General features: G+C 67.6%; 28 protein-coding genes and 1 pseudogene. 11 read left to right on the plus strand and 18 right to left on the minus strand.

Annotated elements, in window-relative coordinates; all coding sequences use genetic code 11:
- Positions 1-11 precede the first annotated feature (11 nt).
- Entirely contained in the window at positions 12-824 is an 813-nt protein-coding gene (locus tag ACYVMZ_RS21030) for a helix-turn-helix transcriptional regulator (RefSeq protein WP_461081855.1), read from the minus strand.
- A gap of 49 nt (positions 825-873) precedes the next feature.
- On the opposite strand from ACYVMZ_RS21030, the gene ACYVMZ_RS21035 reads away from it, so the two are divergent.
- A complete protein-coding gene (locus ACYVMZ_RS21035) occupies positions 874-1,299 on the plus strand; it encodes a DUF2000 family protein (RefSeq protein WP_461081857.1) in 426 nt (141 codons plus the stop codon).
- Positions 1,300-1,364: 65 nt separating this feature from the next.
- Entirely contained in the window at positions 1,365-2,468 is a 1,104-nt protein-coding gene (locus ACYVMZ_RS21040; RefSeq protein ID WP_461081859.1) for a DUF4037 domain-containing protein, read from the plus strand.
- Between the two features lie 6 nt (positions 2,469-2,474).
- Here ACYVMZ_RS21040 and ACYVMZ_RS21045 read toward each other — a convergent pair whose 3' ends face one another.
- Together ACYVMZ_RS21045 and ACYVMZ_RS21050 are read right to left on the minus strand one after the other, a co-directional pair.
- Entirely contained in the window at positions 2,475-2,708 is a 234-nt protein-coding gene (locus ACYVMZ_RS21045) for a cold-shock protein (protein ID WP_461081861.1), read from the minus strand.
- A 68-nt stretch (positions 2,709-2,776) separates the two neighbouring features.
- Positions 2,777-4,042, minus strand: coding sequence for an MDR family MFS transporter (locus tag ACYVMZ_RS21050; protein WP_461081863.1), 1,266 nt, complete (start codon positions 4,040-4,042; stop codon positions 2,777-2,779).
- Positions 4,043-4,187: 145 nt separating this feature from the next.
- On the opposite strand from ACYVMZ_RS21050, the gene ACYVMZ_RS21055 reads away from it, so the two are divergent.
- Entirely contained in the window at positions 4,188-4,949 is a 762-nt protein-coding gene (locus ACYVMZ_RS21055) for a phosphoglyceromutase (protein WP_461081865.1), read from the plus strand.
- Positions 4,950-5,029: 80 nt separating this feature from the next.
- On the opposite strand, the gene ACYVMZ_RS21060 is transcribed toward ACYVMZ_RS21055, so the two are convergent.
- The 11 genes from ACYVMZ_RS21060 to ACYVMZ_RS21110 form a co-directional block, all read right to left on the minus strand.
- Positions 5,030-6,277, minus strand: a complete 1,248-nt coding sequence (locus ACYVMZ_RS21060; protein ID WP_461081867.1) for a tyrosine-type recombinase/integrase — start codon at positions 6,275-6,277, stop codon at positions 5,030-5,032.
- Positions 6,277-6,516: a helix-turn-helix transcriptional regulator gene (locus ACYVMZ_RS21065; protein ID WP_461081869.1), complete on the minus strand. Its 240-nt coding sequence runs from the start codon at positions 6,514-6,516 to the stop codon at positions 6,277-6,279. The genes ACYVMZ_RS21060 and ACYVMZ_RS21065 overlap by 1 nt, the downstream gene beginning before the upstream one ends.
- Positions 6,509-7,804, minus strand: a complete 1,296-nt coding sequence (locus ACYVMZ_RS21070; RefSeq protein ID WP_461081871.1) for a replication initiator — start codon at positions 7,802-7,804, stop codon at positions 6,509-6,511. The genes ACYVMZ_RS21065 and ACYVMZ_RS21070 overlap by 8 nt, the downstream gene beginning before the upstream one ends.
- Positions 7,805-7,960: 156 nt before the next feature.
- Positions 7,961-8,206, minus strand: coding sequence for a SpdD protein (locus tag ACYVMZ_RS21075; protein WP_461081873.1), 246 nt, complete (start codon positions 8,204-8,206; stop codon positions 7,961-7,963).
- A gap of 25 nt (positions 8,207-8,231) precedes the next feature.
- Entirely contained in the window at positions 8,232-8,426 is a 195-nt protein-coding gene (locus ACYVMZ_RS21080; RefSeq protein ID WP_461081875.1) for a hypothetical protein, read from the minus strand.
- Between the two features lie 15 nt (positions 8,427-8,441).
- Positions 8,442-8,633, minus strand: a complete 192-nt coding sequence (locus ACYVMZ_RS21085) for a mobile element transfer protein (RefSeq protein WP_461081877.1) — start codon at positions 8,631-8,633, stop codon at positions 8,442-8,444.
- Positions 8,634-8,635: 2 nt separating this feature from the next.
- Complete coding sequence (locus ACYVMZ_RS21090) at positions 8,636-8,818, minus strand: hypothetical protein (protein WP_461081879.1); 183 nt, start codon at positions 8,816-8,818, stop codon at positions 8,636-8,638.
- A 3-nt stretch (positions 8,819-8,821) separates the two neighbouring features.
- Positions 8,822-9,511 (minus strand): DUF2637 domain-containing protein, encoded by a 690-nt coding sequence (locus ACYVMZ_RS21095; protein ID WP_461081881.1) that lies wholly within the window; start codon positions 9,509-9,511, stop codon positions 8,822-8,824.
- An 88-nt stretch (positions 9,512-9,599) separates the two neighbouring features.
- Positions 9,600-10,976: an FtsK/SpoIIIE domain-containing protein gene (locus ACYVMZ_RS21100; protein WP_461081883.1), complete on the minus strand. Its 1,377-nt coding sequence runs from the start codon at positions 10,974-10,976 to the stop codon at positions 9,600-9,602.
- Positions 10,976-11,332 carry an SCO3933 family regulatory protein gene (locus ACYVMZ_RS21105; RefSeq protein WP_461081885.1) on the minus strand — a complete coding sequence of 119 codons (357 nt, stop codon included), beginning with the start codon at positions 11,330-11,332 and terminating at the stop codon, positions 10,976-10,978. The genes ACYVMZ_RS21100 and ACYVMZ_RS21105 overlap by 1 nt, the downstream gene beginning before the upstream one ends.
- 156 nt (positions 11,333-11,488) lie before the next feature.
- Positions 11,489-12,274 carry a GntR family transcriptional regulator gene (locus ACYVMZ_RS21110; protein WP_461081887.1) on the minus strand — a complete coding sequence of 262 codons (786 nt, stop codon included), beginning with the start codon at positions 12,272-12,274 and terminating at the stop codon, positions 11,489-11,491.
- Between the two features lie 107 nt (positions 12,275-12,381).
- Here ACYVMZ_RS21110 and ACYVMZ_RS21115 point away from each other — a divergent pair, with 107 nt between their 5' ends.
- From ACYVMZ_RS21115 to ACYVMZ_RS21135, 5 genes are all read left to right on the plus strand, one after another.
- Entirely contained in the window at positions 12,382-12,789 is a 408-nt protein-coding gene (locus tag ACYVMZ_RS21115) for an NUDIX hydrolase (protein ID WP_461082083.1), read from the plus strand.
- Between the two features lie 46 nt (positions 12,790-12,835).
- Positions 12,836-13,264 (plus strand): ATP-binding protein, encoded by a 429-nt coding sequence (locus tag ACYVMZ_RS21120; protein ID WP_461082085.1) that lies wholly within the window; start codon positions 12,836-12,838, stop codon positions 13,262-13,264.
- Positions 13,264-13,644, plus strand: a complete 381-nt coding sequence (locus ACYVMZ_RS21125) for a hypothetical protein (RefSeq protein WP_461082087.1) — start codon at positions 13,264-13,266, stop codon at positions 13,642-13,644. Before ACYVMZ_RS21120 ends, ACYVMZ_RS21125 begins: the two co-directional genes overlap by 1 nt.
- 73 nt (positions 13,645-13,717) lie before the next feature.
- Complete coding sequence (locus tag ACYVMZ_RS21130) at positions 13,718-13,969, plus strand: hypothetical protein (RefSeq protein WP_461081889.1); 252 nt, start codon at positions 13,718-13,720, stop codon at positions 13,967-13,969.
- Between the two features lie 401 nt (positions 13,970-14,370).
- Positions 14,371-15,741: a hypothetical protein gene (locus ACYVMZ_RS21135; RefSeq protein WP_461081890.1), complete on the plus strand. Its 1,371-nt coding sequence runs from the start codon at positions 14,371-14,373 to the stop codon at positions 15,739-15,741.
- A 218-nt stretch (positions 15,742-15,959) separates the two neighbouring features.
- Here ACYVMZ_RS21135 and ACYVMZ_RS21140 read toward each other — a convergent pair whose 3' ends face one another.
- Both ACYVMZ_RS21140 and ACYVMZ_RS21145 read right to left on the minus strand, forming a co-directional pair.
- A complete protein-coding gene (locus ACYVMZ_RS21140; RefSeq protein ID WP_461081892.1) occupies positions 15,960-16,238 on the minus strand; it encodes a hypothetical protein in 279 nt (92 codons plus the stop codon).
- Between the two features lie 1,668 nt (positions 16,239-17,906).
- Positions 17,907-18,290, minus strand: coding sequence for a hypothetical protein (locus tag ACYVMZ_RS21145; protein WP_461081894.1), 384 nt, complete (start codon positions 18,288-18,290; stop codon positions 17,907-17,909).
- A gap of 208 nt (positions 18,291-18,498) precedes the next feature.
- Here ACYVMZ_RS21145 and ACYVMZ_RS21150 point away from each other — a divergent pair, with 208 nt between their 5' ends.
- From ACYVMZ_RS21150 to fxsT, 3 genes are all read left to right on the plus strand, one after another.
- Entirely contained in the window at positions 18,499-19,041 is a 543-nt protein-coding gene (locus ACYVMZ_RS21150) for a GIY-YIG nuclease family protein (protein ID WP_461081896.1), read from the plus strand.
- A gap of 465 nt (positions 19,042-19,506) precedes the next feature.
- Positions 19,507-19,941 (plus strand): hypothetical protein, encoded by a 435-nt coding sequence (locus ACYVMZ_RS21155; RefSeq protein ID WP_461081898.1) that lies wholly within the window; start codon positions 19,507-19,509, stop codon positions 19,939-19,941.
- Between the two features lie 434 nt (positions 19,942-20,375).
- Entirely contained in the window at positions 20,376-22,790 is a 2,415-nt protein-coding gene (gene fxsT / locus ACYVMZ_RS21160) for an FxSxx-COOH system tetratricopeptide repeat protein (protein ID WP_461081900.1), read from the plus strand.
- Positions 22,791-22,815: 25 nt separating this feature from the next.
- Here fxsT and ACYVMZ_RS21165 read toward each other — a convergent pair whose 3' ends face one another.
- Positions 22,816-23,280, minus strand: coding sequence for a DUF2637 domain-containing protein (locus tag ACYVMZ_RS21165; RefSeq protein WP_461081902.1), 465 nt, complete (start codon positions 23,278-23,280; stop codon positions 22,816-22,818).
- A gap of 928 nt (positions 23,281-24,208) precedes the next feature.
- Positions 24,209-25,586 (minus strand): annotated as a pseudogene (locus ACYVMZ_RS21170) (non-reducing end alpha-L-arabinofuranosidase family hydrolase); the annotation flags it as partial.
- Between the last annotated feature and the right edge of the window lie 91 nt (positions 25,587-25,677).

A 25,677-nucleotide genomic window follows, 5' to 3' on the forward strand; every position in this document is an offset into this window, starting at 1 on the left:
CCGTACGACCCTCAGGGCCCACTGGCCCGGTACCGCCCCGGCGTCACCCCCACCAGCTTCCGGAAGTGCCGGGTGAGATGGGCCTGGTCGTAGAAGCCCGTGTCGGCGGCGACCTGGCTCGGTGACCGCCCGTCGAGCAGCAGCCGCCGGGCACGCCCCACGCGGCGCGACATCAGGTACTGGTGCGGGGCGATGCCGTACGCGCTGCTGAACGCCCGTACGAGATGGGCGGGATGGGCGTGGAGGAGCGCGGTGGCCTCCTCCAGGGTGAGCCCCTGAACGACCCGCTCGTCGAGCAGCTCGCGCAACCGACGGGCGAGCACGGGGTCGCGACGCACGGCGCCGGGGCTGCTCCTGGGCCGCAGATGGGCCCGCAACCGCTCCCCGACGAACGCCAGCCGGCTCTCGGCCTCCAACTCGTCACCGGGCCGCACCAGTGCGCCGTGCAACTGCCCCACGCGCCGCCGCAACAGGGGATCGCGCAGATCCGGCCCGTCGACGGCGGCGCCGATCAGCTCATGCGGGAGATGTGTGCCGTCGAGATACAGCACCCGCTTGCGGAAACCGTCGGGCGTGGCGGGCGAGCCGTTGTGCGGGACGTGCGGCGGTAGCAGGGACACGGTGTCGTGCGGGGTGCCGTGCTCGTGCCGGTCGAGGTCGTACCGTACGGCCCCGTCGTCGACGATCAGCAACGTCCACGCCTCGTGGACGTGCATCGGATAGGCGTACTGCGTGAACCGCGCGTGGAACACCTCGACGACGCCCGGGATACGGGGGCGCCACGCGGAGACGTTCTGCTGGGAGTCGTTCCCCTGCGGGCCCATGCAAAGAACGTACAAGACGGCCCGGTGGGCCGGTCGGCAGCCTGGGTCCATGACCACCGAACCCATCCGCTTCGACACCAAGATCGCCGTCCTGCTGCGCGAGGACCTGGAACCCTGGCAGCAGCTCAACGTCACCGCCTTCCTGGTCAGCGGCCTCGGCACCCAGCTCCCCGAGGTGATCGGCGAACCGTACGAGGACGCGGACGGCGTGCCGTACCTGCCGATGTTCCGTCAGCCGGTCCTGGTCTTCGAGGCCACCAAGGAGACCCTGACGACGGCCCACGCGCGCGTGCTGTCCCGCGCCCTGCCCCGGGCCGTCTTCACCTCCGACCTGTTCACGACGGGCAACGACCGCGACAACCGCGCGGCGGTACGGGCCGTCCGCACGGCGGAGCTGGATCTGGTGGGGCTGGCGGTGTACGGGCCGAGGAACGTGGTGGACAAGGCGGTGAAGGGGGCGCGGATGCACCCGTGAACGGGACACCCGGACGCGTCAATAACCGGTGGCCCCGGCGAGAGGCCGCCCAGCACAGTGAAGCCATGACGACCTCGGACGCCGCCTTCCTGCCCGGCCTCGAACTGTCCCGGATCCTCTACGAGGAGTCGGTACGGCCGATCCTGCGGGAGGCCTTCCCCCACCTGCGGTACGCGGCCGCACGGGTCGGCAGCGGTTCCGAGGTGCTGGGCTTCGACACACCGCGGTCCGCGGACCACGAGTGGGGGCCTCGGCTGCAGATCTTCCTGACAGCCGAGGACCATGCCCGGCACGCCGAGGACATCCGTCGCGTCCTGTCCGAGCGGCTGCCGCACCAGGTGCGCGGCTGGCCCACCCACTTCCGGGAGAGCGACGACCCGCTGGATCCCTCCGGGCTGATGGAATCGACTGAGGGCCCGGTCAACCACCGTGTGGACGTGTACGACCTGGACGGATGGCTGGCCGGGCAGCTCGGCCTGCGCTCGGCCGACCGGGAGCCGAGCGTGCGCGAGTGGCTGGCGATGCCCCAGCAGCGGCTCGCCGAGACCACCGGCGGTGCCGTCTTCCACGACGAGCCCGGCACCCTCACCGCCGTCCGGAGCAGGCTGGAGTGGTACCCCGAGCAGGTGTGGCGCTACCTGCTGGCCTGCCAGTGGCAGCGCCTCTCACAGGAAGAGGCGTTCGTGGGGCGCTGCGCGGAGGTCGGCGACGACATCGGCTCGGCCGTCGTGGCGGCCCGGCTGGTGCGGGACCTGATGCGGCTGTGCCTGCTGCTGGAGCGCCGCCACGCCCCCTACAGCAAGTGGCTCGGCAGCGCGTTCGCCCGACTGCCGGCGGCCGGGCCGCTGACCCCGTCGCTGCACGGCGCGCTGACGGCGACGGACCACCCCACCCGGGAAGCGCACCTCTGCGACGCCTACGAGACCGTCGCCGCGCTGCAGAACGCGTCCGGCCTGACCACCCCGGTCGACCCCAAGCGCCGGCCCTACCATTCGCGCCCCTTCCTCGTCCTCCACGCCGAGCGCTTCGCACAGGCGCTCGCCCGGACCGTCACGGACCCCGACCTTCGCACGCTGCCGCTGGTGGGAAACGCGGACCAGTGGGCGGACAGCACCGACCTGCTCTGCCGGCCCCACATCCTGCGAGCCGCAGCAAAGGTCATCGAATGAGAAGGCTCAACCGTCGGGCCCAGACCGAGGAACGATCCGCACCGCGCGACAGTCGTACCCGTCCTGCTGGAAGCCGGGCGCCTCCCATTCGATGTCGACGCGCTGTCCAGGCGCCAAGGTGCGGAACCCCGCCATCTCGATGGTGGAGTAGTGACCCCAGCAGCCACCGGGCGTCTCAGGGCAGTCGAGGACGCCCCACCCTTCCTCCTCGCGCCACTCACGGACAGTCGCAGTCACCATGGCGGGAACGTTACGGGCCCCAGTGACCACTGCGCTCGCCGCTCGCCGCTCGCCGCTCGCCACCCGCCTCATGCCGCACCGACCCCGGCCTTCGTCCCGCCCGACTCCGGAACCGCGCCGCCCGGCTCCTCCTCCGACAGCCCGCGCATCAGCACCCCGTACCCGAGCCCGGCCACCGTACCGACGACAGCGCACAGCCCCCACAGCCACTCCGCCCCGAACCGGTCGATGACGAAGCCGGACATCAGCGGGGCGACGAGGGAGGCGACGGACCAGGACATGGTGTACATGCCCTGGTAGCGCCCGCGGCCGTGCAGCGGGGACAGGCGGACGACGAGGCCGGTCTGCGTCGGGGCGTTCACGATCTCGGCCAGCGTCCACACGCACACCGTGAGCGCGAAGACGCCGACCGACCCGGCGAAGGCGGTGAGCCCGAAGCCGTACCCGGCGAGCAGGGACGACACCACGAGCAGCCGCCGGGCATCCCGGTGCTCGATGAAACGGGTGACCGGGATCTGCAGAGCGACGATCAGTACGCCGTTGACGGCGATCACCATGCCGTAGTCGGCCGGACTGAACCCGGCCTCACCCATGGCCACGGGCAGCCCGACGGACCCCTGCTGGAAGATCAGCGCGATGAGGAAGGACAACCCGACGACGCCCATGAACCGCCCGTCCCGCAGGACGGTGCCGAGACCGACGGTGTCGTCGCCCGGGGCCTCCTCGGACGCCGTCCCGGTCGGACGCGACTCCGGCAACTTCAGGAAGACGAGAACCGCACAGGCCATCGTCATCCCCGCCTCGATCAGGAACCCGGCGAGGTAACTGACCTCGGCGATGAACCCCGCGGCCATCGACGACACGGCGAAGCCGAGATTGATGGCCCAGTAGTTGAGCGAGAAGGCCCGGATACGGTCCTCCGGCCGGACGATGTCGGCCATCATCGCCTGGACGGCGGGCCGGGAGGCGTTGCTCGCCATGCCGACCAGGAAGGCGACGGCCGCGATGGCGACCGGGTCGTGCACGAACCCCAGCAGCGCGATGGACACGGCGGTGGACGCCTGCGCGACGAGCAGGGTCGGCCGCCGCCCCAGCCGGTCGGTCATCACCCCGGCACCCAGCGAGGAGATCACCCCGCCGAGGCCGTGCAGGGCGGCGACGAGACCGGCGTACGAGGCGGAGTAGCCGCGGTCGAGGGTGAGGTACAGCGCCATGAAGGTGGCGACGAAGCCGCCGAGCCGGTTGACGAGCGTGCTGGCCCACAGCCACCAGAACGCGCGGGGCAGCCCGGAGACGGACTCCCGGACGGCGCGTCTGACACGGACGTATGGCATGGGTCCCCCTGTAAGTGGCTCTAGCGGCGAGCACAACTTACGAGGAGCCTCTCTGCGGGGGCCACTCAATTAACAGATCCCGTCAACCGTCCGCCCTGCGGGCGGGGCGCGCGAGCGATCAGAGGGTTCGATTACGCTCGGGGCCATGGCCGACGCACCGTACAAGCTGATCCTCCTCCGCCACGGCGAGAGCGAATGGAACGCGAAGAACCTGTTCACCGGCTGGGTGGACGTGAACCTGAACGAGAAGGGCGAGAAGGAGGCGCTCCGCGGCGGTGAGCTGCTCAAGGACGCCGGCCTGCTGCCCGACGTGGTCCACACGTCCCTCCAGAAGCGCGCGATCCGCACCGCGCAGATCGCCCTCGAGGCCGCCGACCGCCTCTGGATCCCGGTCCACCGCAGCTGGCGCCTGAACGAGCGCCACTACGGCGCCCTGCAGGGCAAGGACAAGGCGCAGACCCTCGCGGAGTTCGGCGAGGAGCAGTTCATGCTGTGGCGCCGCTCCTACGACACCCCGCCGCCCCCGCTGGAGGACGGCGCCGAGTTCTCCCAGGCGGACGACCCGCGCTACGCGACGATCCCCCCGGAGCTCCGCCCCCGCACGGAGTGCCTGAAGGACGTCGTCATCCGCATGCTCCCGTACTGGTACGACGGCATCGTCCCCGACCTCCTGGCCGGCCGCACGGTCCTGGTAGCCGCCCACGGCAACAGCCTCCGCGCCCTGGTCAAGCACCTGGACGGCATCTCGGACGCCGACATCGCGGGCCTGAACATCCCGACGGGCATCCCCCTCTACTACGAACTCGACACCGACTTCAAGCCGGTCACGACCGGGGGCCGCTACCTGGACCCCGAGGCCGCGGCGGCGGCGATCGAGGCGGTCAAGAACCAGGGCAAGAAGAAGTAAGCCCGCACGAACAGGCCCCCTACCTGCGGTTTTCCCGCGAGTAGGGGGCTTGTTGCTGGGCTGGGGCCGTCTCTGGGCCGTCAGGTGCGAGACGGTCCAGAGCGGGCCGTGTCGAAGACGGCGGCCACCGCTTTGCGGGTGCGCTCCTGGCTGGACGGCATCAAGTGCGCGTACACACGAAGCGTCAGCCCCGGGTCCGAGTGGCCGAGGTACTCGGCGAGGGCCTTGATGTTCTCCCCGGCGTCCAGGAGCACCGAGGCGTAGAAGTGGCGCAGAGCATGCATGCCGTTCTCGCGGGACTCCGCGTACGGCTGGCCCCGCTCGGGCACCGGGATGACCCCGGCGGTGGCCAGCGCCGGTTTCCATGCCTCCTCGTTGAGCGACGTACGCCAGACGTGCCCGCCACGGGGCCCGGTGAAGATCAGCCGCTTGGTCACCGGTGGACCGTCGGCCACCTTCCACGGCAAGGTGATCTCGACCGGCGGGAACCGCTTCATGTGCGCCCTGAGCGCGTCGGCGACTGGTCCGGGCAGCGGCACGTCTCGGAGCTTGCCGCCCTTGGGTGGGGCGAACACAGCCTTGCTGCGGCTCAGTTTGAGTTGCTGGACCACATGGAGCGTGTCCGACTCGAAGTCGATCGCGTCGACGGCCACGCCCAGGATCTCGCCCTGACGGAGTCCACATCCGCCGCCCAGGTCGACCATGGCCTGATAGCGCTCGGGCAATGCAGCCCGGACGGCGAAGAGACGTTCCGGCGTCCACGGGATCACACGCTTCGTGTCGACGGTCGGCGGCCGGACCGAGCGGGCAGCGCACGGGTTCCGTGGGAGATGTCCGTCGTCCACGGCTGCGCTCAGGGCAGCACGCACGTTGGAGTAGATCGTCCGCGCGTACGACCCCCGGACACCGTTCTCCTGTAGCTGGCGCACCCAGTCCCGGATGTGGGCAGGCTGGAAGGAGCCGAGCGGACGCGTGCCCAGGTACGGGAAGGCATGCAACCGGAGTTGTGACTCCATGGAGGCCTGCGTGTTCGGGTCGGCTCCCTGGGTGCTCACCCAGCGTTCGGCGTACTGCTGGAACGTGATCCGGGCGGCGCGTGGGTCGATGTACTGCCCGCGCGCCATGTCCGCCTCGATGTGCGCCAGCCACTGATTAGCGAGCCGCTTCTGACGGTCGGGGAAACTCTTGGACTTCTCCGTGCCGTCCGGGCCCACGTAGCGAGCGCGGTAACGGAGCCCCGATCCGTAGCGCTCTGTCTTGACCTTGAGAACCTTCCCGTCCGGGCCGGTTTCGGTTCTGTACCAACGGTCTTGGATATGCCCGGCCATCAGGCGGCAGCCCCTTCCTGCAGGGACTCGACCCAGGCCTGAACGTCCTTGGGGTCGTAGCGCAGGTGCCGGCCGATCCGGAAGCCGCGCGGACCGGTGCGCTTGCGGCGCCACTGGTAGACCGTCTCAACGCTGGGCAGGTCGAACATCGCCACCAGGTCGTCAGGAGTCAGGTACCGGGACGGCAAGGCGCGCGGCTCGGCGGCCACTTCTGCGACAGCGAGGCGTCGGCTAGCCATGGGTGGGCTCTCCTTCTGTTCCGGGGGCGGGTTCGAGGGTTTCGGCGAGCCAGGCTTCGGCGTCAGTGAGGCCGGTTCCGGCGTAGACCCAGTGCGCGAGGACGAGGGTCGTGTCCGGGTCGGTCTCGGTCGCTGCTGCGGCTTGGGCGCGGCGCCAGTCGGCTCGGGCGTCACGGAGGGCGCCGAGGGTGGTCGAGTAGCGGCGGGACTTGGTGGAGAAGTGGCCGCGGAAGCCGAGCATGTGGGCCCAGGCCCGCAGGCGGAGGTATTCCAGTTCCTTGCGGGCACCAAGGGTCCAGGCCGTACGGACCAGCTGGCGGGCGTGGTCGCTGATGTCGAGCTGGGCGAGTTCGGCGAGGAATTTCAGCGGGCGGTCGAGAGCTCCCGTGGCGGTCTCGGCGCCCTTGGTGGCGTACTTGGCGATGTACGCGGCGACGGCCCGCTCGGTCAGCTCCTGGCCGCCGTCGAAGTCGGCCGAGCGGATGGTGCGTACGTCGAGCTGACGTCCGAAGGCGAAAGTGTGCGACCGGCCGTCGATGACCGGGCCGTCCACGCGGGCGGCAGTGGCGGCGGCCCGGATGGCGTCGGTGATCAGCTCGGCGGTGGCCCAGGCAGGAGGCGGGGTGTCGCCGCCCTCGGGCCCGTCGATACGGATGACGGCATGGAAGTGGACGGCCCCGCGCTTCTGGTACTCGGCGACCTTGGCAAAGGACACCCGGGCGTACTCGCGGAACGCACGCTGCGTGAGCCCAGCTCGCTTCGCGACCTCCCGGCGCAGGTAAATCGAGAAGCGCCGCCACAAGAGACCGGCGTGCGCGTTCCAGAGCACGGCCGCTTCGTAGTCGTAGGTGTCCGGGTCGAGCGGGGTCCCGAGTGCGTCGTCGTCCTGGTCGTGGAGCGTGCCACAGCGACAGCGGCGGACCGAACCGGCCGCGCCGGTCGGGCGGTTGTGGACCGGTCCGAAGCTCGGCGCGGTGAAGGTGGCGAAGACGCGCGGGTGGGCGGCGACGCGTTCCGGGACGCCTTTGCCGCCGCGCAGTCCGGAGGTGATCAGGTGGAAGGTGTCGCGGCGGTACACCTCGGCGCAGGGCTCACAGCGGGTCGTACGGCGGTTGTTGCAGCGGACCAGGAGGTGACCGGCCGGAAGGTTGGAGGAGTCGAGGTGGTGGAGGACGTTGCCGATCTCGCCGGTGCGGGTGTTCACGTCGTACTCGGTGCGGTGGCCGTCGAGGCGGATCGGGTGGGTGCAGCCGCCCAGGCTGGAGAGCTGGCGCAGGAGGGCGGGCATGGTGCCGAGTGCGGCCAGTTCGCCGAGTTCATTGAGCGGGGGCGGAGTGGCGCGGGTGATGATGGGCTTGCTCCTTCTGGCTTCGGCTAGGAGGGACAGGGCCTCCGGGGCGGCGGATGCTTGGCGGTATCGAGGCCGTCCCGGGGGTCTGGTGTGTCAGCGGCGGTGCTGGTCGCGGAGCATCGAGCGCAGGACCACGGCGGCGACGGCGACGGAGATGGCCGTGACGGCGACGGCGGCCAGGAGCGCGGTCAGTACGACGCCGCCGACGAGGACGGCCGCGACTGCTCCGGTGCTGATGGAGATCTGAGGTGCCGGCCGTCGTGTGGAGACTTGGTCGGTCACCGTGTGGGTGTGCGCGGGCGGCGGCGTCGGGCTGTCGGGGTACTTGGGCAGGAACACGGCGAAGCTCTCCTTACCTACTCGTCTAGTCATGTGAGCCGTTGACGATGTCCACGCCGGAGCGCGTACCGGACTCGATGGCGGGGGCCATGAACGTGTGAGAGAGCCAGAAGCCGAAGAGGGCGATCAGGACGACGATCCACGTGCGGACGCCGAGGAACTTGACCGCACCCCAGGCGAAGAGGCCGAGGACGACGACAAGCGGCAGGCTGACGGTCACGGAGGCGGGGTCCTTTCAGCGCACGGGGCAGCGGTGGGTACGGGCGGCCAGTTCGGCGGCGGCACGGCTGTCGTAGTCGGCGGAGAAGCCGCAGCGCGGGGCCGTGCAGGCGGCGGTGTGCTTCTCCCGGCCGCGACCGTCGTAGGACGTGCCGACCTGGACGGGGCCGATGCGGATCACGTTGCGGAAGCGGTTCGGAGCGGACACGGTCAGTTCTCCTTTCGAAGACCCGGGCCGGGGAATTCACGCAGGATGCGGGCGGCTTCGTCGGGGTCCGAGACGCGGTCGGCGGCTTCTTCGGCAAGGAGCCTGGCCAGTGCCGTCCGGCCGGTGACAGCCATCTGTCGGGCCGCTGAGAGGTAGTCGGCGGCGGTGTTGAAGGTGAGAGGCACGGTTCAACTCCCTGTTGTGGTGAGGCGGGCGGCGATGGCGTCGGCCATGGGCTGAGGGACGCCGAGTCGGGCACGCAGGGTCGGGGTGTCGATGGCCGTTCCGGTGCGGGTCTGGTGCTCGGCGGCGACTTTCCGGGCGTGCTCGACCAGGGCGGCCGGTACGGGGACGGCAGGCCGAGCGGGCGTCGGCTCGGCAGCGGGGGGCGCCGGAAGCTCCGGTACGGGATCGGGCGCGTCCTCCTGGTCGTCGATCTCCTCGGGCTTCTGGTCTTGGATTTCCTCGCGCTCCTCCTCGCCCTTGTCCTCGATCTCGGTCTCGTCGTTCGAGGTCGGCGCCGAGTGGGCGAGGAGCGTGCCGCCGAGGAAGGCGACCGCGGGCCAGCCCGCGACGAGGATGCGCAGCCAAGCCGGCACCTGGTCCAAGTCGAGCAGTCCGGCGGTGGCCACGTTCGCCCCCAGGGACGCGACCAACGCGATCACGAACCAGCACCACCCGGCCGCTTTCGCGTCACCGGACCGCAGTCGGCGCCAGGCGGCGACGAGCAGCAGGTCGACCGAGACGGGATACGCCCATGCCTTCCACCCGTCCTGCCCGGCCGCCGAGGCGACGTCGTGCAGGTGGGCGAAGGACAGCGCGGCGGCGATGACCGCTTGGACGAGCACCGCGTCGACGCGGGCCAGATGGGCGCGCATGCTGCGGCTCCTTCCGGGTTCGGGCATGGCAGGGGTAGGGACATGGCGCGAGGCGGTCACGCCGACCGGGGATAGGAGAGGCGGCGGCTCAGTCGGTCACCTGGCGCGGCCGCACGACAAGGGTCGGGGACTCGACCGGGCGTACGGGCACGTCGGGCCGGAAGGGCTTGAGTGCGGGCAGGTCGGGGACCAGATGGGCCGACGCATGGCAGGTCTCGGCGGCGTCGCCGAGGGAGAGGTACGGCGTACGGATGCGGGACCAGCCGCCGGACGTGTCACCGGCCACGGCGAGGCCGGGCCGTTCGGGAGCGATGGCGCAGGCAGCGGAGACCGCCTCGGGGGCGATGTCGCCGAGTGCCATCTTGGCGGAGGCTTCGTCGTTGACGCGGTGGCAAACGCGACCGGTCAACTGAGCCCGCAGCATGGTCGCGCCCTTGCCCAGTTCGGCGCCGAAGCGCTGACCGCACACCTCCAGGTAGATGCCGGCGGCACGGCCGAGCTGGGCGAGCCTGATGAGCTGGGTGACCATTTCGTCCCGGCGTTCCTCGTCCTTCTTCGTGGCGACGAGGAAGAGCTCGGCCACCTCGTCGACGAACAACACGAGAGGCACCGGGCGTTCATGCTCGGGCAGGCCCCAGATGTCGGAGGTGATCTCCTCATCCGGCGTGCTCGGCGCGACGCCCTGCCGGGACTTGATCAGGTCGTACCGGTCCTCCATTTCCTTGATGAGCACGGGCAGCAGTTCGGCCGCCTGCTCAGGGTCGGTGGCAAGCGCCGAAAGTCGCGGAGCGAAGGGCGCCAGCTCCACGCCCCGCTTGCAGTCGATGCCGACGAGAGCGACGGGTTGGCGCGCGAGTCCGGCGACAAGGTGCCGCAGGTACATGGACTTGCCCGACAGCGTTGCACCGAGGGTGAGTTGGTGCGGGATGGTGCGGTAATCGCGTACGAAGGGAGTTGCGTCCTCTCGCAGAGCGACCGGCACTCGGAGGAGCCCGGACTGGATTTTGCGCGGCATGCGGACCCGCTTCAGTACGTCGAAGCCGACGAGCCGCAGGTCGACCACGCCCGGCTTGACCGTGGTCACGTAGACGGCGTGGACTCCCCAGGCGTGCCGCAGTCGTTCAGCGGAAGCGGCCACGTCGGCGGGTTCCTGCCCCGGGGCAAGTCGCAGCCGAAGCCGCAGCCCGGTCGTGGTCGGCCGGATGATCCCCCGGCGCGGTGGCACGGGACGGACCTCACGGCGGGTGGTGGCCTTGACCGCCAAGACCCGCAGCCGGGACGGAGCCACGGTCAGCCCGCACGCCTCCATGACCGAGCCGTATGAGCCGAGCAGCCGGGCCGCGGATATCGGCAGACCCACTGTGGACCAGTAGACACCCGGGTGTTGCGCCCGGGCGTAGGCGGCCCCACCGCCGAGTGCGGCGACGGGACCACCCACCTCCAGAAGCGTCGTCAGGTCGGTCATCAGGCCGTGGCCTCCATGGCGGCCGGGAAGGCGGCCGGAGTGACGGCGGCGGCCCGGTAGGCGATGCCGTGCCGCTGCTGGCCGTTGAACACGCTCTCCCACGGCCGAGCCACCAGACCCGGCAGCGAGACCGGCGAGCCGAGCGTGAGCCCTTCCGACACCCCGCTCTCCGGAACGGTCACCTTGATCAGGGACGACTCCCCCTCCTCGATGTACACGACGCCGATGGTCATCAGCGCCTCACCGCTGACAGCGTCCTTTGCGATCTCGCCCGTCTGCCGGTCCCGGACCTCCGGCTCGGGCGCCTCGGTCAGCAGGATCGTCGCGGCCGAGGTCTCCACGCGGATGGTGCGCAAGGTTTCTTCCCATCTACTCGTCTAGACAAGATGCAGTCTTCGAACCCGACTTCGCCGGGAACGGGGACCACCTTGCCACACAACTTGCCCACTCGTCTATACGAGTATGCGTGTTGAGGTGTACGAGTCCGGAGAAGTGGCCTCGCGCACCCCCGATCAGGTCGCCGGAAGCTGGTAGGAGAGGACGTACGCATCCGCCGCCATCACCGTGTCGCAGACCTCCACGGCCCGCCCCTCGGTGTCGTAGGCGGTACGGATCAGGTGGATCACGGGCACACCGGAAGCCAGCCGCAGCGTCTTGACCTCGGAAGGAGAGGGCATCCGGGCCCGGATCTCCTCCTCGAAGTGGTCGAGGTGGTGGCCCAGCTCCTCGAGTCGGGCGTAGATGCCGCCGGGGCCGGGATTGGGCTCGGCGATCTGCGTGCCTCGAGCGATGTCGAGCGGGAGGTACGACGTGGCGAACTCGACCGGACGTCCGTCGAGCAGGTACCGGCGACGCCGGGCGAGCACTCGCCGCACAGAACCGAGCCGCGTGGAGATGTCCTGGCTCGCCTTCTCCTCCTTGACCTCCAGGCTGTCGACCTGCGGGTGACTGCCGGCGGCGTCGGCCTCCACGATGAACGCGGACTTCCCCTGCTCGCGGTGGCGTCGGGCGAACCGGTCGGAAGCGAGGCGCCGCACGGGCGGCCGGGGTCGGACGAACACGCCCTTGCCGTGCTCGGCGTGCACCAGGCCCTCGCCCTGGAGGATGGAGAAGGAGTTCCGGACCGTCATCCGGGAAACGCCGTAGTGCTCGACAAGCTCGGCTTCCGAGGGCAGCTTCTCGCCTTCCTTGAATCGCCCACGGTCGATGGCCTCGCGCAGCTGGTCTGCGATCTGCCTGAAGACCGCACGATCACTCGTGGGGTCGAGGCCGCCGAGAATGCTCGGTAGAGACGTCACGCGTACTCCTTTAGGTATCTAGACGAGTGGGCGAGTGTTGTTGCTACGGTGGAGAGCCTAGCCAGCCGAGAGGGACGAGGAACGTGAGCACAGAACGCCCGCACTCCGTGAGCGTCGCCGGGGTCGTCGTCGACGACCAAGGCCGAGCCCTCTTGATCAAGCGCCGCGACAACGGCCACTGGGAACCCCCGGGCGGCGTCCTCGAACGCGAGGAAACCATCCCCGAGGCCCTCCAGCGCGAAGTCCTCGAAGAAACCGGTATCAAGATCGCACTTCCCGCGACCCTGACCGGGATCTACAAGAACATGAAGGGCTTGATCGTCTCCCTGGTCTTCCGCTGCCAGGCAGCCGACGGCACCCCTACCACAGGGGACGAGACCCGCGCACTGCGCTGGGCCACCCGCGAAGAAGTCATCGAACTCGCCGACGAGGCGTACGCGATCCGCGTCCTGGACGCACTCGACGCGGCGTCCCCGCCGGCCATCCGCGCCCACGACGGCGTGAAACTCGTCTAGCCCGAACCCGCTGCACATGGCGGCCTACCAGCACGAAGGAACTTGTATGCACGAGTATACGAGTACAGCACGGGTCTGGGGACTGTCTTGCCCAGGATTTCCGGAAGAGGTCAGCAGAGCCCGCCGATGGACGCGGGACATCCTGCGCGGCTCGCCCTTAGCGGAGGACGCCGAACTGATCGTGAGCGAGCTGAGCGCGAACGCGATCCTCCACACGACCAGCGGCCAGGAGTCCGGCAGCTTCCACCTGGCCCTTGCGGTCTCCCCGCAAGTGATCGCCCTGTCGGTCACTGACGACGGAGGCACGGGCACGGCACCGAAGGTCGAGCACCAGGACCAGGAGGCGGAGCACGGCCGAGGGCTCGGCATGGTCAGCGCGATCGCTCACCGGGTGGTTGTCCACAACAGCCAGGGCGGTCACACCGTCACCGCAGAGCTCTTCACAGACGCCCGACCGGGAGCCCACCCGTGCTGATGGACAAGCCGCAGCGCGGCTACTGGTGCGAGTGCTGGACAGAAAGCTTCGGCGACACAAAGGCGAGGCCGGCCTTACGAGCGTCGTTCGACGCGTACTCGGCAGCCCAGGCAGACAGATGGGTAGCGGTCGCACTCCGCACGATCACACCGGCACTCGACTCCGACGCCTCAGACGAGGCATGGCTGTGGCTCTACGACGGCCGCGCCGAGACGCGAAGGGCCCTCTTACGCTCCGAGCCCTGCACGGTGACGGTCACGCACGCCAGCACCCGCATCACGTGGACTGTCCGACCGGTGATCTTCCTACCGCTTGCCGAGCGGCAAGGCATGGAACTGCCGCCCTGTGCCGACAACTTCAATCCGCATAAGTTCAACTGAGGCCTGCCGCCTGGCCGAGGGAAGAAACCATCAGGATTCCTCTCCAGGCCAGGCCTCAGGCATGCTCAGCCACATGAGCGCCTACAGCAGCAACCCGGACTTGAACGTCACCGACGCCACCGGGAACGGCGTCGAGGTGGACGTAGCGACCAACTTGCTCAAGGGCACGGTGCGGCTGTCAGTGCTGTGGACCGATGAGATCCATCTGACCCCGGATGACGCCGAGCGTGTGGCCCAGGCCCTCCTACAAGCCGCCGAATGCGGCCGCCGTATCGCTGACACTCGAAGCCCAGGACCGGACAGCAACACCGCCACCAGCCAGTGAGTTACAACTTTCTCTACGGGTTCAAGGCCCGCGCACGGCGCGGGCGCGCGCCGCCTCTGCGGCGCGGCCTGCCTCCTGTCTTCGCCCCGGCTGGCCGCGCCCGGCGGCGCGCTGCGTGCATGCGGGCGGACGTAGCAAACCCTCTGTGGCTGGGGCCGGTCGGCTCCACGGCTTTAGCCACCTCCCCGGTCCGGGTCCCGCGTCGAGCAAGACCAGGGGGCCACTCGTGCACATTGCGGGCAGGTCCAAAGCCTGCCCGAGTTGCCAACCAGCGTACGGCCCCCTGATCATGCTCGACCCCAGACCGGGCAGGCCACCGGCCAAACCCGCTCCGCCGACCTTGAGGTAACGAAGACGTACGACTCATCACACCGGTAACCTATCGCCTCTGGGGAGGCGATATGAGCACAGAAAACAGCAATGCGAACGACCCAATTAGCGCCGCAAGGCAGCGTCTACTGCCCGATGACCCCCGCGTATTGCTAGCGGATGATGCGGCCAACTCCGGTGTTCATCACGAATGGTTCATGATTCAGGAACAGTTGTATCTAATTCTCGACTTGCCCAACGGTCGGGAGAAGAGGCGTAGAGTCCTCGACAAAGACAGTTGCCAAAAGTTCTTGAACCACTCATACACTTCCGTCAAGTACTTGGCATCATGGGAAGCTTGCTACTTCGAAGACGAAGGCAGAATCGAAGCAGGAATCGTTGGATTCCCTGGCGATTACGGATTGCGGCGGGTACAAGAGCTTCCCGGAGTCCGACTTGCATCCAGTGCCGTAATCGACATCAACGAGGAGGAGTTGGACGAAACAGCCTTATTTCAGGTGGAGCGCAGCGCAGATCACGCCGATGCCTGGTACCTAGAGTTTCCAGACGACCTTTCGAATGGCTACTCAATCCAAATCGGAACGGTAACGGATCGATACAGGGTTTTCTGTCGCGCCCCCAGAGGAACCGGCAATATCACATTGAACATCATGAACGTTTCCCTAAGTCGTCATGATGACCTTGTCCGCGTGCTACAGAAGGTGTCAGACTCCGTCTTCTTTGAGCTGGATACGAGGTATGACGTAGGTCTGCGCCTCACCGATTCCGGTCGCGGCATCAATCGACGCCGCTTCATGGCAGGACGAACTAGAGGGCAGAGTGCGCCAGCCCTGCGAACCCCAAAGGCGCAGTATGACGAAAAGCCCATGAGCCTCTATTGGTACGGGAGATCTTCCGCGCGACTACCCTTGCTGGAGTACCTTGCGTACTACCAAGTTCTCGAATTCTATTTCCCGGCCTACAGTCGCCGCGACGCACTGGACCGACTTCGGCAGGAGCTGCGAGATCCGCGATTCGAACCAGACGACGACGCACAACTGGCCAGAATCCTCGCTCTCGCCAGCAGATCCGGAAAGGGGTTCGGGACAGAACGAGAGCAACTAAAGGCAACTCTTCGCGCATGCGTTCCCGAGGATACCCTGAAAGAATTTATCGAAGGCAACGAGGATCTCCACGAGCAAGTAAAAGATAAAAAAGCAATTCGCGATGTTGCCTGTGTTAATTTGGCCGACAAAAACAGTGACTTAATCAGTCAAGTCGCTAACCGCGTCTACGATATTCGATGCCGTATCGTCCATACGAAAGAAGAGGGCGGTGAGGCATCGAAAGAGCTTTTGATGCCTTTCTCTAAGGAGGCCGATCAACTGAGCTGGGACATTGAGCTCGTGAAATATTTGGCGCAAAAGCTGCTGGTTGCAGGGGCAACGAAGATGACTTGGTAGCGTCATGGCGCAGATCTCCGAGACAAGAAGGCGGGACAGCACACGAGCGCCCTCCCGGGCCGCCCTGGGCCGTGGAAGGGCGCTCGATGTTGACCAACGTCGACAACTGTTGACAGCTCAGCAGCAGGTCAGGACGTTGATCTATAAGGCGGCCGCAGGTCACGGCCGCCGGTGATCAGTTGTGGCTGAACTGGCGCCTACCAGCCAGCCCCCCGCGCTCAGCTCTCTTGGTCCTCGACCGTGCCAATGGCGAAGGGGAATGACTCCAGGAACTTGCGCCGCGCAGGATCTTGCTCCGCTGCTGCCAAGTCCGTGAGCACCTGCAAGAGTCGTTCCCTTTGGCCTGAGGGCAGCCGCAGCAGCACCCAGCCCACGCTCTCCATCATCTTCACCGCGGAGTCGGGATCCACATCCTCGTCCCCGCAGCTCTCCAGCCACCAAACGACGTCGACGAGCAGTCCCGTGAGCGCCGGCACGAGCGGATCCATGTCAGTCATCCGTGCAACCTAGCCGACCCCTACGGCACCGCTTCGTGGGTCGTCGGTGAGTGTTTAGCTGCGTGACAACGCCCACGCACGGCGGCGGACAACCGCGGACGCCCGTGGACAGTCGCCGCAGGTGAAAGCCTATATCAGCTCCAGGTTGAGCGCCCGCCCAAGTTGCTTCGGGACGAAGAAGTCGCCTGCCTAGTTACATCGAAGCCGCAGGCTGTGAGCCGACCCTGATCCGTCTACTGACCATGCTTCAAGAGCACCGGGCTTTGCATGCAAGGCAGTTGGCCCATCGGAGTGCCGATGTGCGCGCCGTGTCAACCTCCGCCATGATGTCCGCGTGCAGATAGCCCGCCTCGTCCTCGACTACTTAAAGGTGCTTGCGTGGCCTCTGGTGACCTTGGCTGTCGCCTACGGCTTCCGGGGAGACATCAGAAACCTGATCAAGAGGGTCCGCGCCCTTAGCGCTCCAGGTTTCGATGCAGAGTTCTCCGAGGAGATCACCGAGGCAAGCGCAGAGGCTGAGGCAGCCATTCGAGGGGCGGCGCAACCACCGCTCGGCGGCGAAGAAGCAGCGCAGCAAGGTCCGCCGTTCCCTGGGCCGCGACCTCCTGTGGACGATGAGCGAGAGTCAAGGCCACCGTGGGCGTACGGATGGCCACCGCCCCCTCCTTCGGACACTAACGGACAACCCGGACCGGCGGCACCTGGTCCTCAGCCACCAGTTCCCAGCGAGGGCGACGACGAGTTCATCGTCGATCCGCCAAGTTGGTATGCCGACCGCGACGACGCCTCAGCGACTTCCCCACCTGGTACACGTGGGAGTCAGGAAGACGAGGCGCCCTCGGCCCCGCAGCCGCCAATGCCCCCACAGCCACAGGGCAGGTCCTCTTCGTCGGCGCCACGCCCTGGTCCAAGCTATCCGTTTCCTCCGCCGCCCCCGCTGCCGGATCGGAATGCGCTCCGGCCCGGTATCGGCGGAACGTCGGCAGCGGGAACGTCGATGCCAGAGGCAGAGGCAGCCTCGCCGAGCTTGGCAATGGCTTACGTGTCCCCGGCGGGAGCCATTTTGGCCGCTTGGCGGCAAGTCGAAATTCAGCTCAGGAAGCTGTCGCCGAGTCTGCCCGGATCTATCCGGTCCCTACCGGACCTCATACACAGCCTGGGGCTTCCTGCTGACATCGAGCGGTCTCTCCACAACTTGCGGAGAATCCGGAACGAGGTCACTCATGGACAGGGACGTACTCCTAGCGCAGAGGCAGCAGCGGACTTTGTGGAGGGTTGCGAGGCCATGGCCAAGTGGTTGAGCGACTACGGTCGCAGCAGGCTCCCCGTTCCCGTCCCCCGTCCCCCTTACTAGCCATAACTTCTGCTGGTCGGTGAGAGGTAGTGTGCGCTGCCGCCCGTGTTCACCGTTAACCGGGCAGGCACATGCCGCGTTCAGCCTCGGAAGGATCCTGACATCCACGGCTGACATCAACGAGGCCGGACGGCAACATACAGCAACGCCCCTGGACGATCGTCGGACCAGCCGACGACGGCACCAGGGGCGGACGTAGATCGAACTCCTAAAGCGGGGGTCGGGCGCAGGTTCGACTCCGCCAAGGGAAGATAGCCGCCGCCATCCCCGAAAGAGGTCTAGCCCGCGTCACGTCGTTGATCATTTGCGGCGTTCTAGCCCGTGATGACAGGAACGACGACTGCCGCAACGGCTGACAGTAATCCGCCGACAGCCAGGAAGGCGTTGAACTTCTCTTTAGCCGTGGGAAAGACAGCCCTGGAAAAATCCCCAACCTTACTACGTAGAACGATCATCTTGAGTTTCTGCCACCTATGTTGACGCTTGCTGCAGCCCATCAAGATTCCGTGAGCGTTGTTTCTGCAGTATGTGACGCCATCACGGTTGACGGCCCCGCACCAAACAGGGACTTGGAAGGAAGAGTAGGCGAACACAGCAAGTGAAAGAATTAGAATCACAGACGTTGCGGCTCCCCGCTCCCAGGCGACGATGAGAGCAGCTATGGCCAAGTAGCCCCAGTAGGCGCGAATCCCCCTCATGACGGTGCAGGGTAGCGACCACCAGGCATCACAAGTAGAGCGCGAACCAGCCACGACGCTTGGATGTGTCGCTCCACGCCCTAGCACGATCGGAGGCAGATGCTCGCAGCTTCCCAAGCTGATGTCACGTAGCTACGTAGGTCAGGGACGTTCCGCCAGCGGCGACCAGTAGCCTGCGACGATCGGCCATGGCGCGTCAGGAGGCTTCATGGAAGCTGCTCTCATCAGTCCCAATCGGTTGTGGTCGGCGCAGGAGGTCTTGGTACGTCCGAGCCCTGTCCCGGCGGCGGCAGGGGTCTACGGGTGGCACTTCGAGCAGTCGCCCCACCCGGACCTGGACGCCGGACGCCTGCTCTACGTCGGGATAGCCCCGCGGTACATGGCGAACCGGACCAGTACCCAGAACCTGCGCAAGCGGGTGCCCTACCACTACCGGGGCAACGCAGCCGGCTCGACGCTGCGACTCACCCTCGGATGTCTGCTCGGGCTTGAGCTGCGCCGCGTGGGCAGCGGTAAACGGATGACCTTCGGCAAGGTCGGCGAAGCCACCCTGAGTCAGTGGATGGCGGGCAACGCGCGGGTGTGCTGGATCGAGCAGAGCGAACCGTGGGACCTGGAGTCACAGCTCATCTCCCAACTCGACCTCCCGCTGAACCTTGACCAGAACCGCCACAACGGGTTCCACAGTCGTCTGAAGGAACTACGGGCCCAGGCACGCCAGCGAGCTCGGGAATTGCCCATCAGCTCGTAGGCCTCCGAGCCGGTGTCTGGGCCGTCTCTGGGCCGTCCGAGGTCACTCGACAGCGGCCAACGACGACCAATGGCGACCGCTCAGTCACTCATGAGCGCTGCTCTGAGCAGCGGAAAGGCAGCTCACCAAGATCCCCGGCAAGACCCAGGGCAAGAAGAAGTAGCCCACAACAGCTGTCAGCCCCCTGCCCGCGGGTTCTCCGCTGGTAGGGGGCTTCTGCATGGGCCCGGAGCGCGGGTGCAGGTGCACGACCCGATCGGGCGTTCGGGCGCCGATGGTCTTGGTTCTCGTGGTGGTGCACAGTGCGTCGACGGATCGGGCGAAGCGTTATGCGAGTGCGATTCGGGTGATGGGCAGAGTATGCCTGGGCTCCGCGCTCAACCGAGGGCGCTCCTCCCCGATACAGAAGAAGCTGGATCATCTGTTGTTGCCTCAACGGCCCATGATCCTCGTTAAGGTGTTCGCATGACGGAGGAAGGAAAGGCAAGGCGAACACCTAGGCAGTTAAGCGAACTTGCCAATGTGTACGACTTCCTGGAGGAAGTGCGGCTGCGTCCGGGAATGTGGGTTCGCCGCAGTTCATTGCAGCACCTGGACTCCATGCTCATCGGTTACCGCGTCGCCCTGGGGGTGCACGACATCGCTGAGCCGTTCGACTTCTGGACTCCAGGGAGCTCCAGCCCCTTCTCCGAGTGGCTGTGGAAACGCCTGGGTTATCGCAGTTCCTTGGGATGGGCAGCGGAGATCGAGCGTGTAGCGGAGCAGGCCGGCAGGCCCGCCATGGAGATGTTCTTCGACCTGCTCGACGAGTTCCGTGCCGTCCACCGGGAGACCCATGGCCAGGCGGAGTCGAACAGTCACACCTCGCACGACGCTGAACAGCCCCACGCGACCGACTGAGTTGCCGACCATGGCTGTGGCTGCTTGGCCGCCACTGCGGCGGCATTCAACCCGCCTGCGCCCAGAAAGGCATTGAATATTTCCTTCGTGGTGGGGAACAGTGACCTGGATGTCTCTCCTGTCTTGCTGCGTAGAAGTATCACAGTGGGTTCCGTCCCTGTTTTGCAACGAATAAACCCGCCGTGGCCAAATAGCAGCAATAGGTGGCATCCCCTTTATCGCAGTGAGTGTGGTAGGCGTCGGTCAAGCCATCCAGGTGTGAAACAAGCCGATCACCCCCTGGAGAGGGCAGGCGGGCCGGGTCGCCCGCGTGCACTTCCCGAGGCGGATTGTCCGCAAGTGGAGGCGTGGGCCCCCGGGTGGGTTCTAGCCTCGGTGGGGCAGGCGGCGTGAGGCAGGCACGGGGGGTCGGGGTGGCGGGTAACGGTGATGCCGTGGGGCGGTTGTTCGTCAGTCATGCGGGGGCCGACCTCGCGTGGGCGGAGTGGGTGGCCTGGCAACTGCAGGACGCCGGGTACGAGGTGGAGTTGGACTCCTGGCACTGGGAGGCCGGGGAGAACGTCATCCTGCGGATGAACCAGGCCATCGAGCAGCGGCGGATGGTGGCATTGTTCTCCGCCGCGTACTTCGACCCCCAGCGGTGGACCACCGAGGAGTGGACGGCGGTGGTGGCGGGCCGGGAGCGGCTGATTCCCGTACGGATCGAGGACGCTGTCGCTCCGCCCATGCTGCGTGCGTTGAAGGCGCCGGCGCTGTTCGGGCTGGGCGAGCAGGAGGCGCGGGAGGTGCTGCTGGGCGCGGTGAAGGGCCCGGTGGGGCCGCCGCGGGTGCGGCCGGGGTTTCCCGGCGGTGGCGGGGCCGGGCGGTTACGGAGTCTGGGGGCGACGGGGCCGCGGCTGCCGGGGACGCTGCCGCGGGTGTGGAACGTGCCGGCGCGCAATGCCGGGTTCGTCGGCCGCGACGACCTGCTCGTCGAGGTCCGTACCCGCCTGGCGGGCGGGCGCACGGTGGCGGTGCTGGCGCTGGACGGGCGGGGCGGGGTGGGAAAAACCCAGCTGGCCGCTGAGTATGCGCACCGCTTCTGCGGCGAGTACGAGCTGGTGTGGTGGGTGCGGGCGGAGGACCCGGCACTGATTCCGGACCAATTGGCGTTGCTGGCCGTGGCGACCGGGGCCGGAAACCGGGACATGCACTCCATGGAAGCGGTGGCGGCGCTGCGGGAGGAGCTGCGGTCGCGGGCGCGGTGGTTGATCGTCTTCGACAATGCCGAAGATCCGGAGCGGCTTGCCGAGTATCTGCCGTCGGGTACAGGGCATGTCCTGATCACCTCACGCAACCCGCGCTGGCACGGCGTGGCCTCGCCCCTGGACATCGACGTGCTCGCGCGCCGCGAATCGGTGACCCTGCTGCGCAGCCGGACGTCATGGCTGTCGGAGGCTGACGCGGAGCGGCTCGCCGAGGCGCTGGACGATCTGCCGCTGGCCCTGGTCCAGGCCGCCGAGGTGCTGACGACGACGACCGTGGACGAGTATCTGGCGTTGCTGGCGAGCAGCGCCAGCGAGGTGACCGACGAGGGCCGGCCGCTGGATTATCCGTGGTCCCTGGCCGCCCAGATCCGGTTGAGCATGGAGCGTCTGCAGGCGCAGGATCCGGAGGCGGCCGCTGTCTTGAGGGCCTGTGCGCTGTTGGCCCCCGAGCCGTTCCCTCTGTTCGCGGCCACCGCGCACGAGGCCGACAGTGCGTCAAGCGTGGACCGGACCCTGGTGGATCGGCGCACGAGGAACCGTGTGCTGTCGGAGGTGAACCGGCATGGGCTGGCCCGGGTCGCCGGCGGCAGCCTGCACCTGCACCGTCTCACCCAGGCCGTTCTGAGAGACCAGCTCTCCTCCGAGGAATGTGCCTCCGCGGCGCACGATGCCAGCCTCCTGCTGGCCGCGGCCTGCCCAGGCCGTGCGTCGGATCCTGCTACGTGGCCCCGTTGGCCCGACCTGCTGCCCCACCTGCTGGCGATCGACCCGACCGACCTGGTCACAGCCGCCGCCCGCTATGCGGCATGCGAAGCGTGCCGCTACCTCGTAGACCGCGGCAGCGCTCCTGCGGTCCTGCCCCGCCTTGAAGCCCTCCACCAGGCCTGGACCGCACTGTTGGGGCCCGACCACGAGCACACCTGGTGGGCCGTCAACTACCTGGCCCAGGCCTACGCCGCAGTCGGCGAGCCCGACCAGGCCCACGCGTTGCACAATGACCTTTTCGACCGGCAGCGGCGGGTGCTGGGCGAGGACCACGGCCACACCCTGGCCACCGAGTGCTACCTGGCCATCTGGTTGGCGGCGTTGGGCCGGGTGGAGGAGGCGCGCGAACTGGGCCAGGACACGCTGAACCGGCAGCGGCGGGTGCTGGGCGAGGACCACCCCGGCGCCCTGCTCACCGCGTCCAACCTGGCCATCTGGCTGGCGGGGCTGGGCCGGGTGGAGGAGGCGCGCGAACTGGGCCAGGACACCTGGAACCGGCAGCGGCGGGTGCTGGGCGAGGACCACCCCGACACCCTCACCACCGCGTGCAACCTGGCAGTCGATCTGGCCGGGCTGGGCCGGTCGGAGGAGGCGCGGGAGCTGGCCGAGGACACCTGGAACCGGCAGCGGCGGGTGCTGGGCGAGGACCACCCCGCCACCCTGTCCACCGCGTCCATCCTCGCCATCTGGCTGGCGGGGCTGGGTCGGGTGGAGGAGGCGCGCGAACTGGGCCAGGACACGCTGAACCGGCAGCGGCGGGTGCTGGGCGAGGACCACCCCGACACCCTCACCACCGCAGGACTCCTGGACAGACTGACCCCACCGAGCGACGACTGAGGAGTCACCGCGGGACGCCCGCGCCCTACCCCGAGCCCGACGAACCCCGCCCGTCGGCCACGTCCCGGGCCCCTCCCGCACCGGGGCAAGGCCGCGTTCCGGAGGGACGCAGCCGATGGCGTGGCACCGCGCGCTGCGGCGGGCGCGTCAGGGTGATCTGGCGTACGAGCTGCTGGAAGCAAGCGAGGGACGCGAGACTGGGCAAGGCGGTCGCCGAAATGTCGACGGCGGTTCTGGGCGCCTGCGCGACGGACAGCAGAATGGCGATCGCCGAGAAGATCAGGACCACGCACCAGGAGTGAACGGCACGGCGTTGGTGCAGTGCGGCCCGGAGAACCGAAAGGGATGCCGCGAGCCAGGGGCCGTACACCAGCAGGGGCCACCATGAGGCGATGCTGTTCTGTGTGCCGGACACCGCGGCGTGGCGCAGGGGAATGTAGGCAGCCACTCCGCCGATGAAACTCACCGCGGAGGCGATCAGAGCCACCACGGCGGCGATGAGGCAGCTGACCGTTCGGAGCAGGTTCGGGCGTTCGCGTACCTTGCGGTGACCTCGGGGAGCCGACTTCAGAGGTGGCAGTTCCGCCGTGATGTCCTGCAGATTCCTCAGGTGGGTTCCCGGAACCGGATCACCACCGGACGCGTCAGGAGCCCGGTCGGCACCGGGCACGTCGTCACGTGGCGGGGGAATCCTCGGGAACCATTGCCCCTGGCTTTCCTGGAGCAAACTTTCCTGGAGCATGAACGCCAGCTCCTCGGCCGGATCCCAACCCGAGTCCGGTGGGACCAGAGGCTCCTGGGAGGCGTCGGCAGGCGCTCGATGCCGTCCGGTGCCTGCCTCGCTGAACGTGCCCAGGGCAGGGGCGGAGGATCCGGAGGACTGCCGGGGGCGACGGTTGATTCGTTCGTCGTACATGACGGAGCCTGATCATTCCGCTCGCACGAACGTCGGCCAGCCTGTCGTACTCATCCACCGCCGGTCGAGATCGTCTTGGAGCGCTCTCATGGCGTCGAGGAATTCCCGTAGAAGGGGTTCTGTCGCTCTCAGTGCGATAAGACATCCGTCTTTGGTGAGAGTTCCGTCGGCGGTTGTCGATGAGCGCACCGGTGCAGGGATGTAGGTGTAGGAGCCCATCTTTACCGTGCGTCCCACTGTCGAGTCCTCTCGCTCACTGCTCACGACCACGCGGATGTTCTATTTTTACTTGCCTCGGTCGTATCCCGACTAACGCGTGTGCCCTCCGGCGGATGCGCGGCAAATGGGTGAAGGATTTCATGAGTTATTTTCCGGATGATTTTCTGGAAAGTGTCATTTGTTGGTGCTGTTCGAGCCCTATATGCATCGCTTCCCTAGGTATCGATTCCATACATATCGTTTTATGAAAAACACAGGTGGCCCGCCGCACCGGGCTCCCCGCTCAGCAGGTCGAGTTCGTCTGCGTCAGCAGTCCCAGCCGCCACGGCAGCAGGTTGTACGGGTCCGTCGCGCCCGGGTCCATGCCCTGGTACAGGAAGCGCAGGTTGCACGGGCTGATGGTCAGGGTCTGGTCGACGCCGTTGCGGATCAGTTCGCCGTGGCTGATGTCCCGGGTCCAGGGTGTGCCGTCGAAGGTGACGTTGTCGGCGCGGGCGGAGGGGTTGGACTCGGTGTCGGCGAGGGGCCGCCAGGGTCCGGTGACGGCCGGGGCGGTCCACGACCGGAACATCCGCTTGCCGTCGCTGCCGATGGCCTCGACCAGCAGCAGGTACGTGTCGCTGCCGCGATCCTGTACACGTTGGGCGCCTCGAACAGGCGGAACTTGTTGGCGTCCTGCATCGCGATGACGGTGTTGCCCATGCCGTTCGGGAAGTTCGCGTCGTCGTCTCCGAGCGGTACAGGTGGCCGTTGTCGTCGGAGGAGAACAGGTGGCACTTCGCGCTGTCGCAGATCACCCAGAAGTCGACCCAGTGGCCGTTGCCGATGTTGTCCCTGATGATCTGCGGCATGCCGTCGGCGTAGAACTTCTTCGGCGCGCTCCACGACCGCGGGTCGGCGATGTCCGCCGTGGTCGAGTACGCCGCGTTGTCCCCGGTCTGGAAGACGAGGTACCAGAGCTTCTGCGGCGCGAAGTAGAAGACCTGCGGGGCCGCCTTGTAGCCGGTGCCGATCGCGGTCTGGTCCAGGTAGTGGTGCTGGGCCGCGTTCGCCTGCGACCAGTCGGTGAAGTTGAGGTACACCATGCTGTACGCGCCGCTGGTGTTCGTGGTCGTGGCGAACACGTGGTAGCGGCCGCTGTGGTACACGACCGACGGGTCCTTCACCGCGCGGATGCTGTGCGTCGCGTCCGACTTGGGGCCGATCAGCTGGCCGCTGGAGCGCCACTGGAAGCGCGTCGGCAGGCCGGCCGGCGGTCCGGCGGTCTCGACGTCGAGGTGGTCGATGTTGGGCAGGCCGGCCGCGGTGGTCGGGTTCAGGCGGATGGTGTTGCCGCCCGCGTTCAGCGGGACGGTCAGCGTCTTGGTGGCCCATGCCGACCAGGCGCCCGTGCCCTCGTACGACGGTGTCTGGACCGTGGCTCCGTTGACGATCAGGGCGGCCGTGCGGGCCGTCGTCGTGCCGTTGGCGAACCGGACCCGCAGCGTCGCCGTGCCCGCGGTCGGCACCTGCACGGTGAACTGCGCGTACGCCCCGACCGCGTGGTCGCCGTTGCAGAAGCCGCCGCCGGAGAAGCCGGAGTAGTTGGAGTCGACGGAGCCGGTGCAGACCGCCGGGGAGCTCTCGGCCTCATGGCGTGTGGTCGCGGCGTGCGCCGCGCTGCCGGGTCACGCGACGAGCAGGAGACTCAGCAGGCCCAGGAGGCCGGCGGGCGCTTTCCCCAACGTCGACGACTTGTCTTGCACACGTCAA

Source organism: Streptomyces deserti (assembly GCF_054782695.1).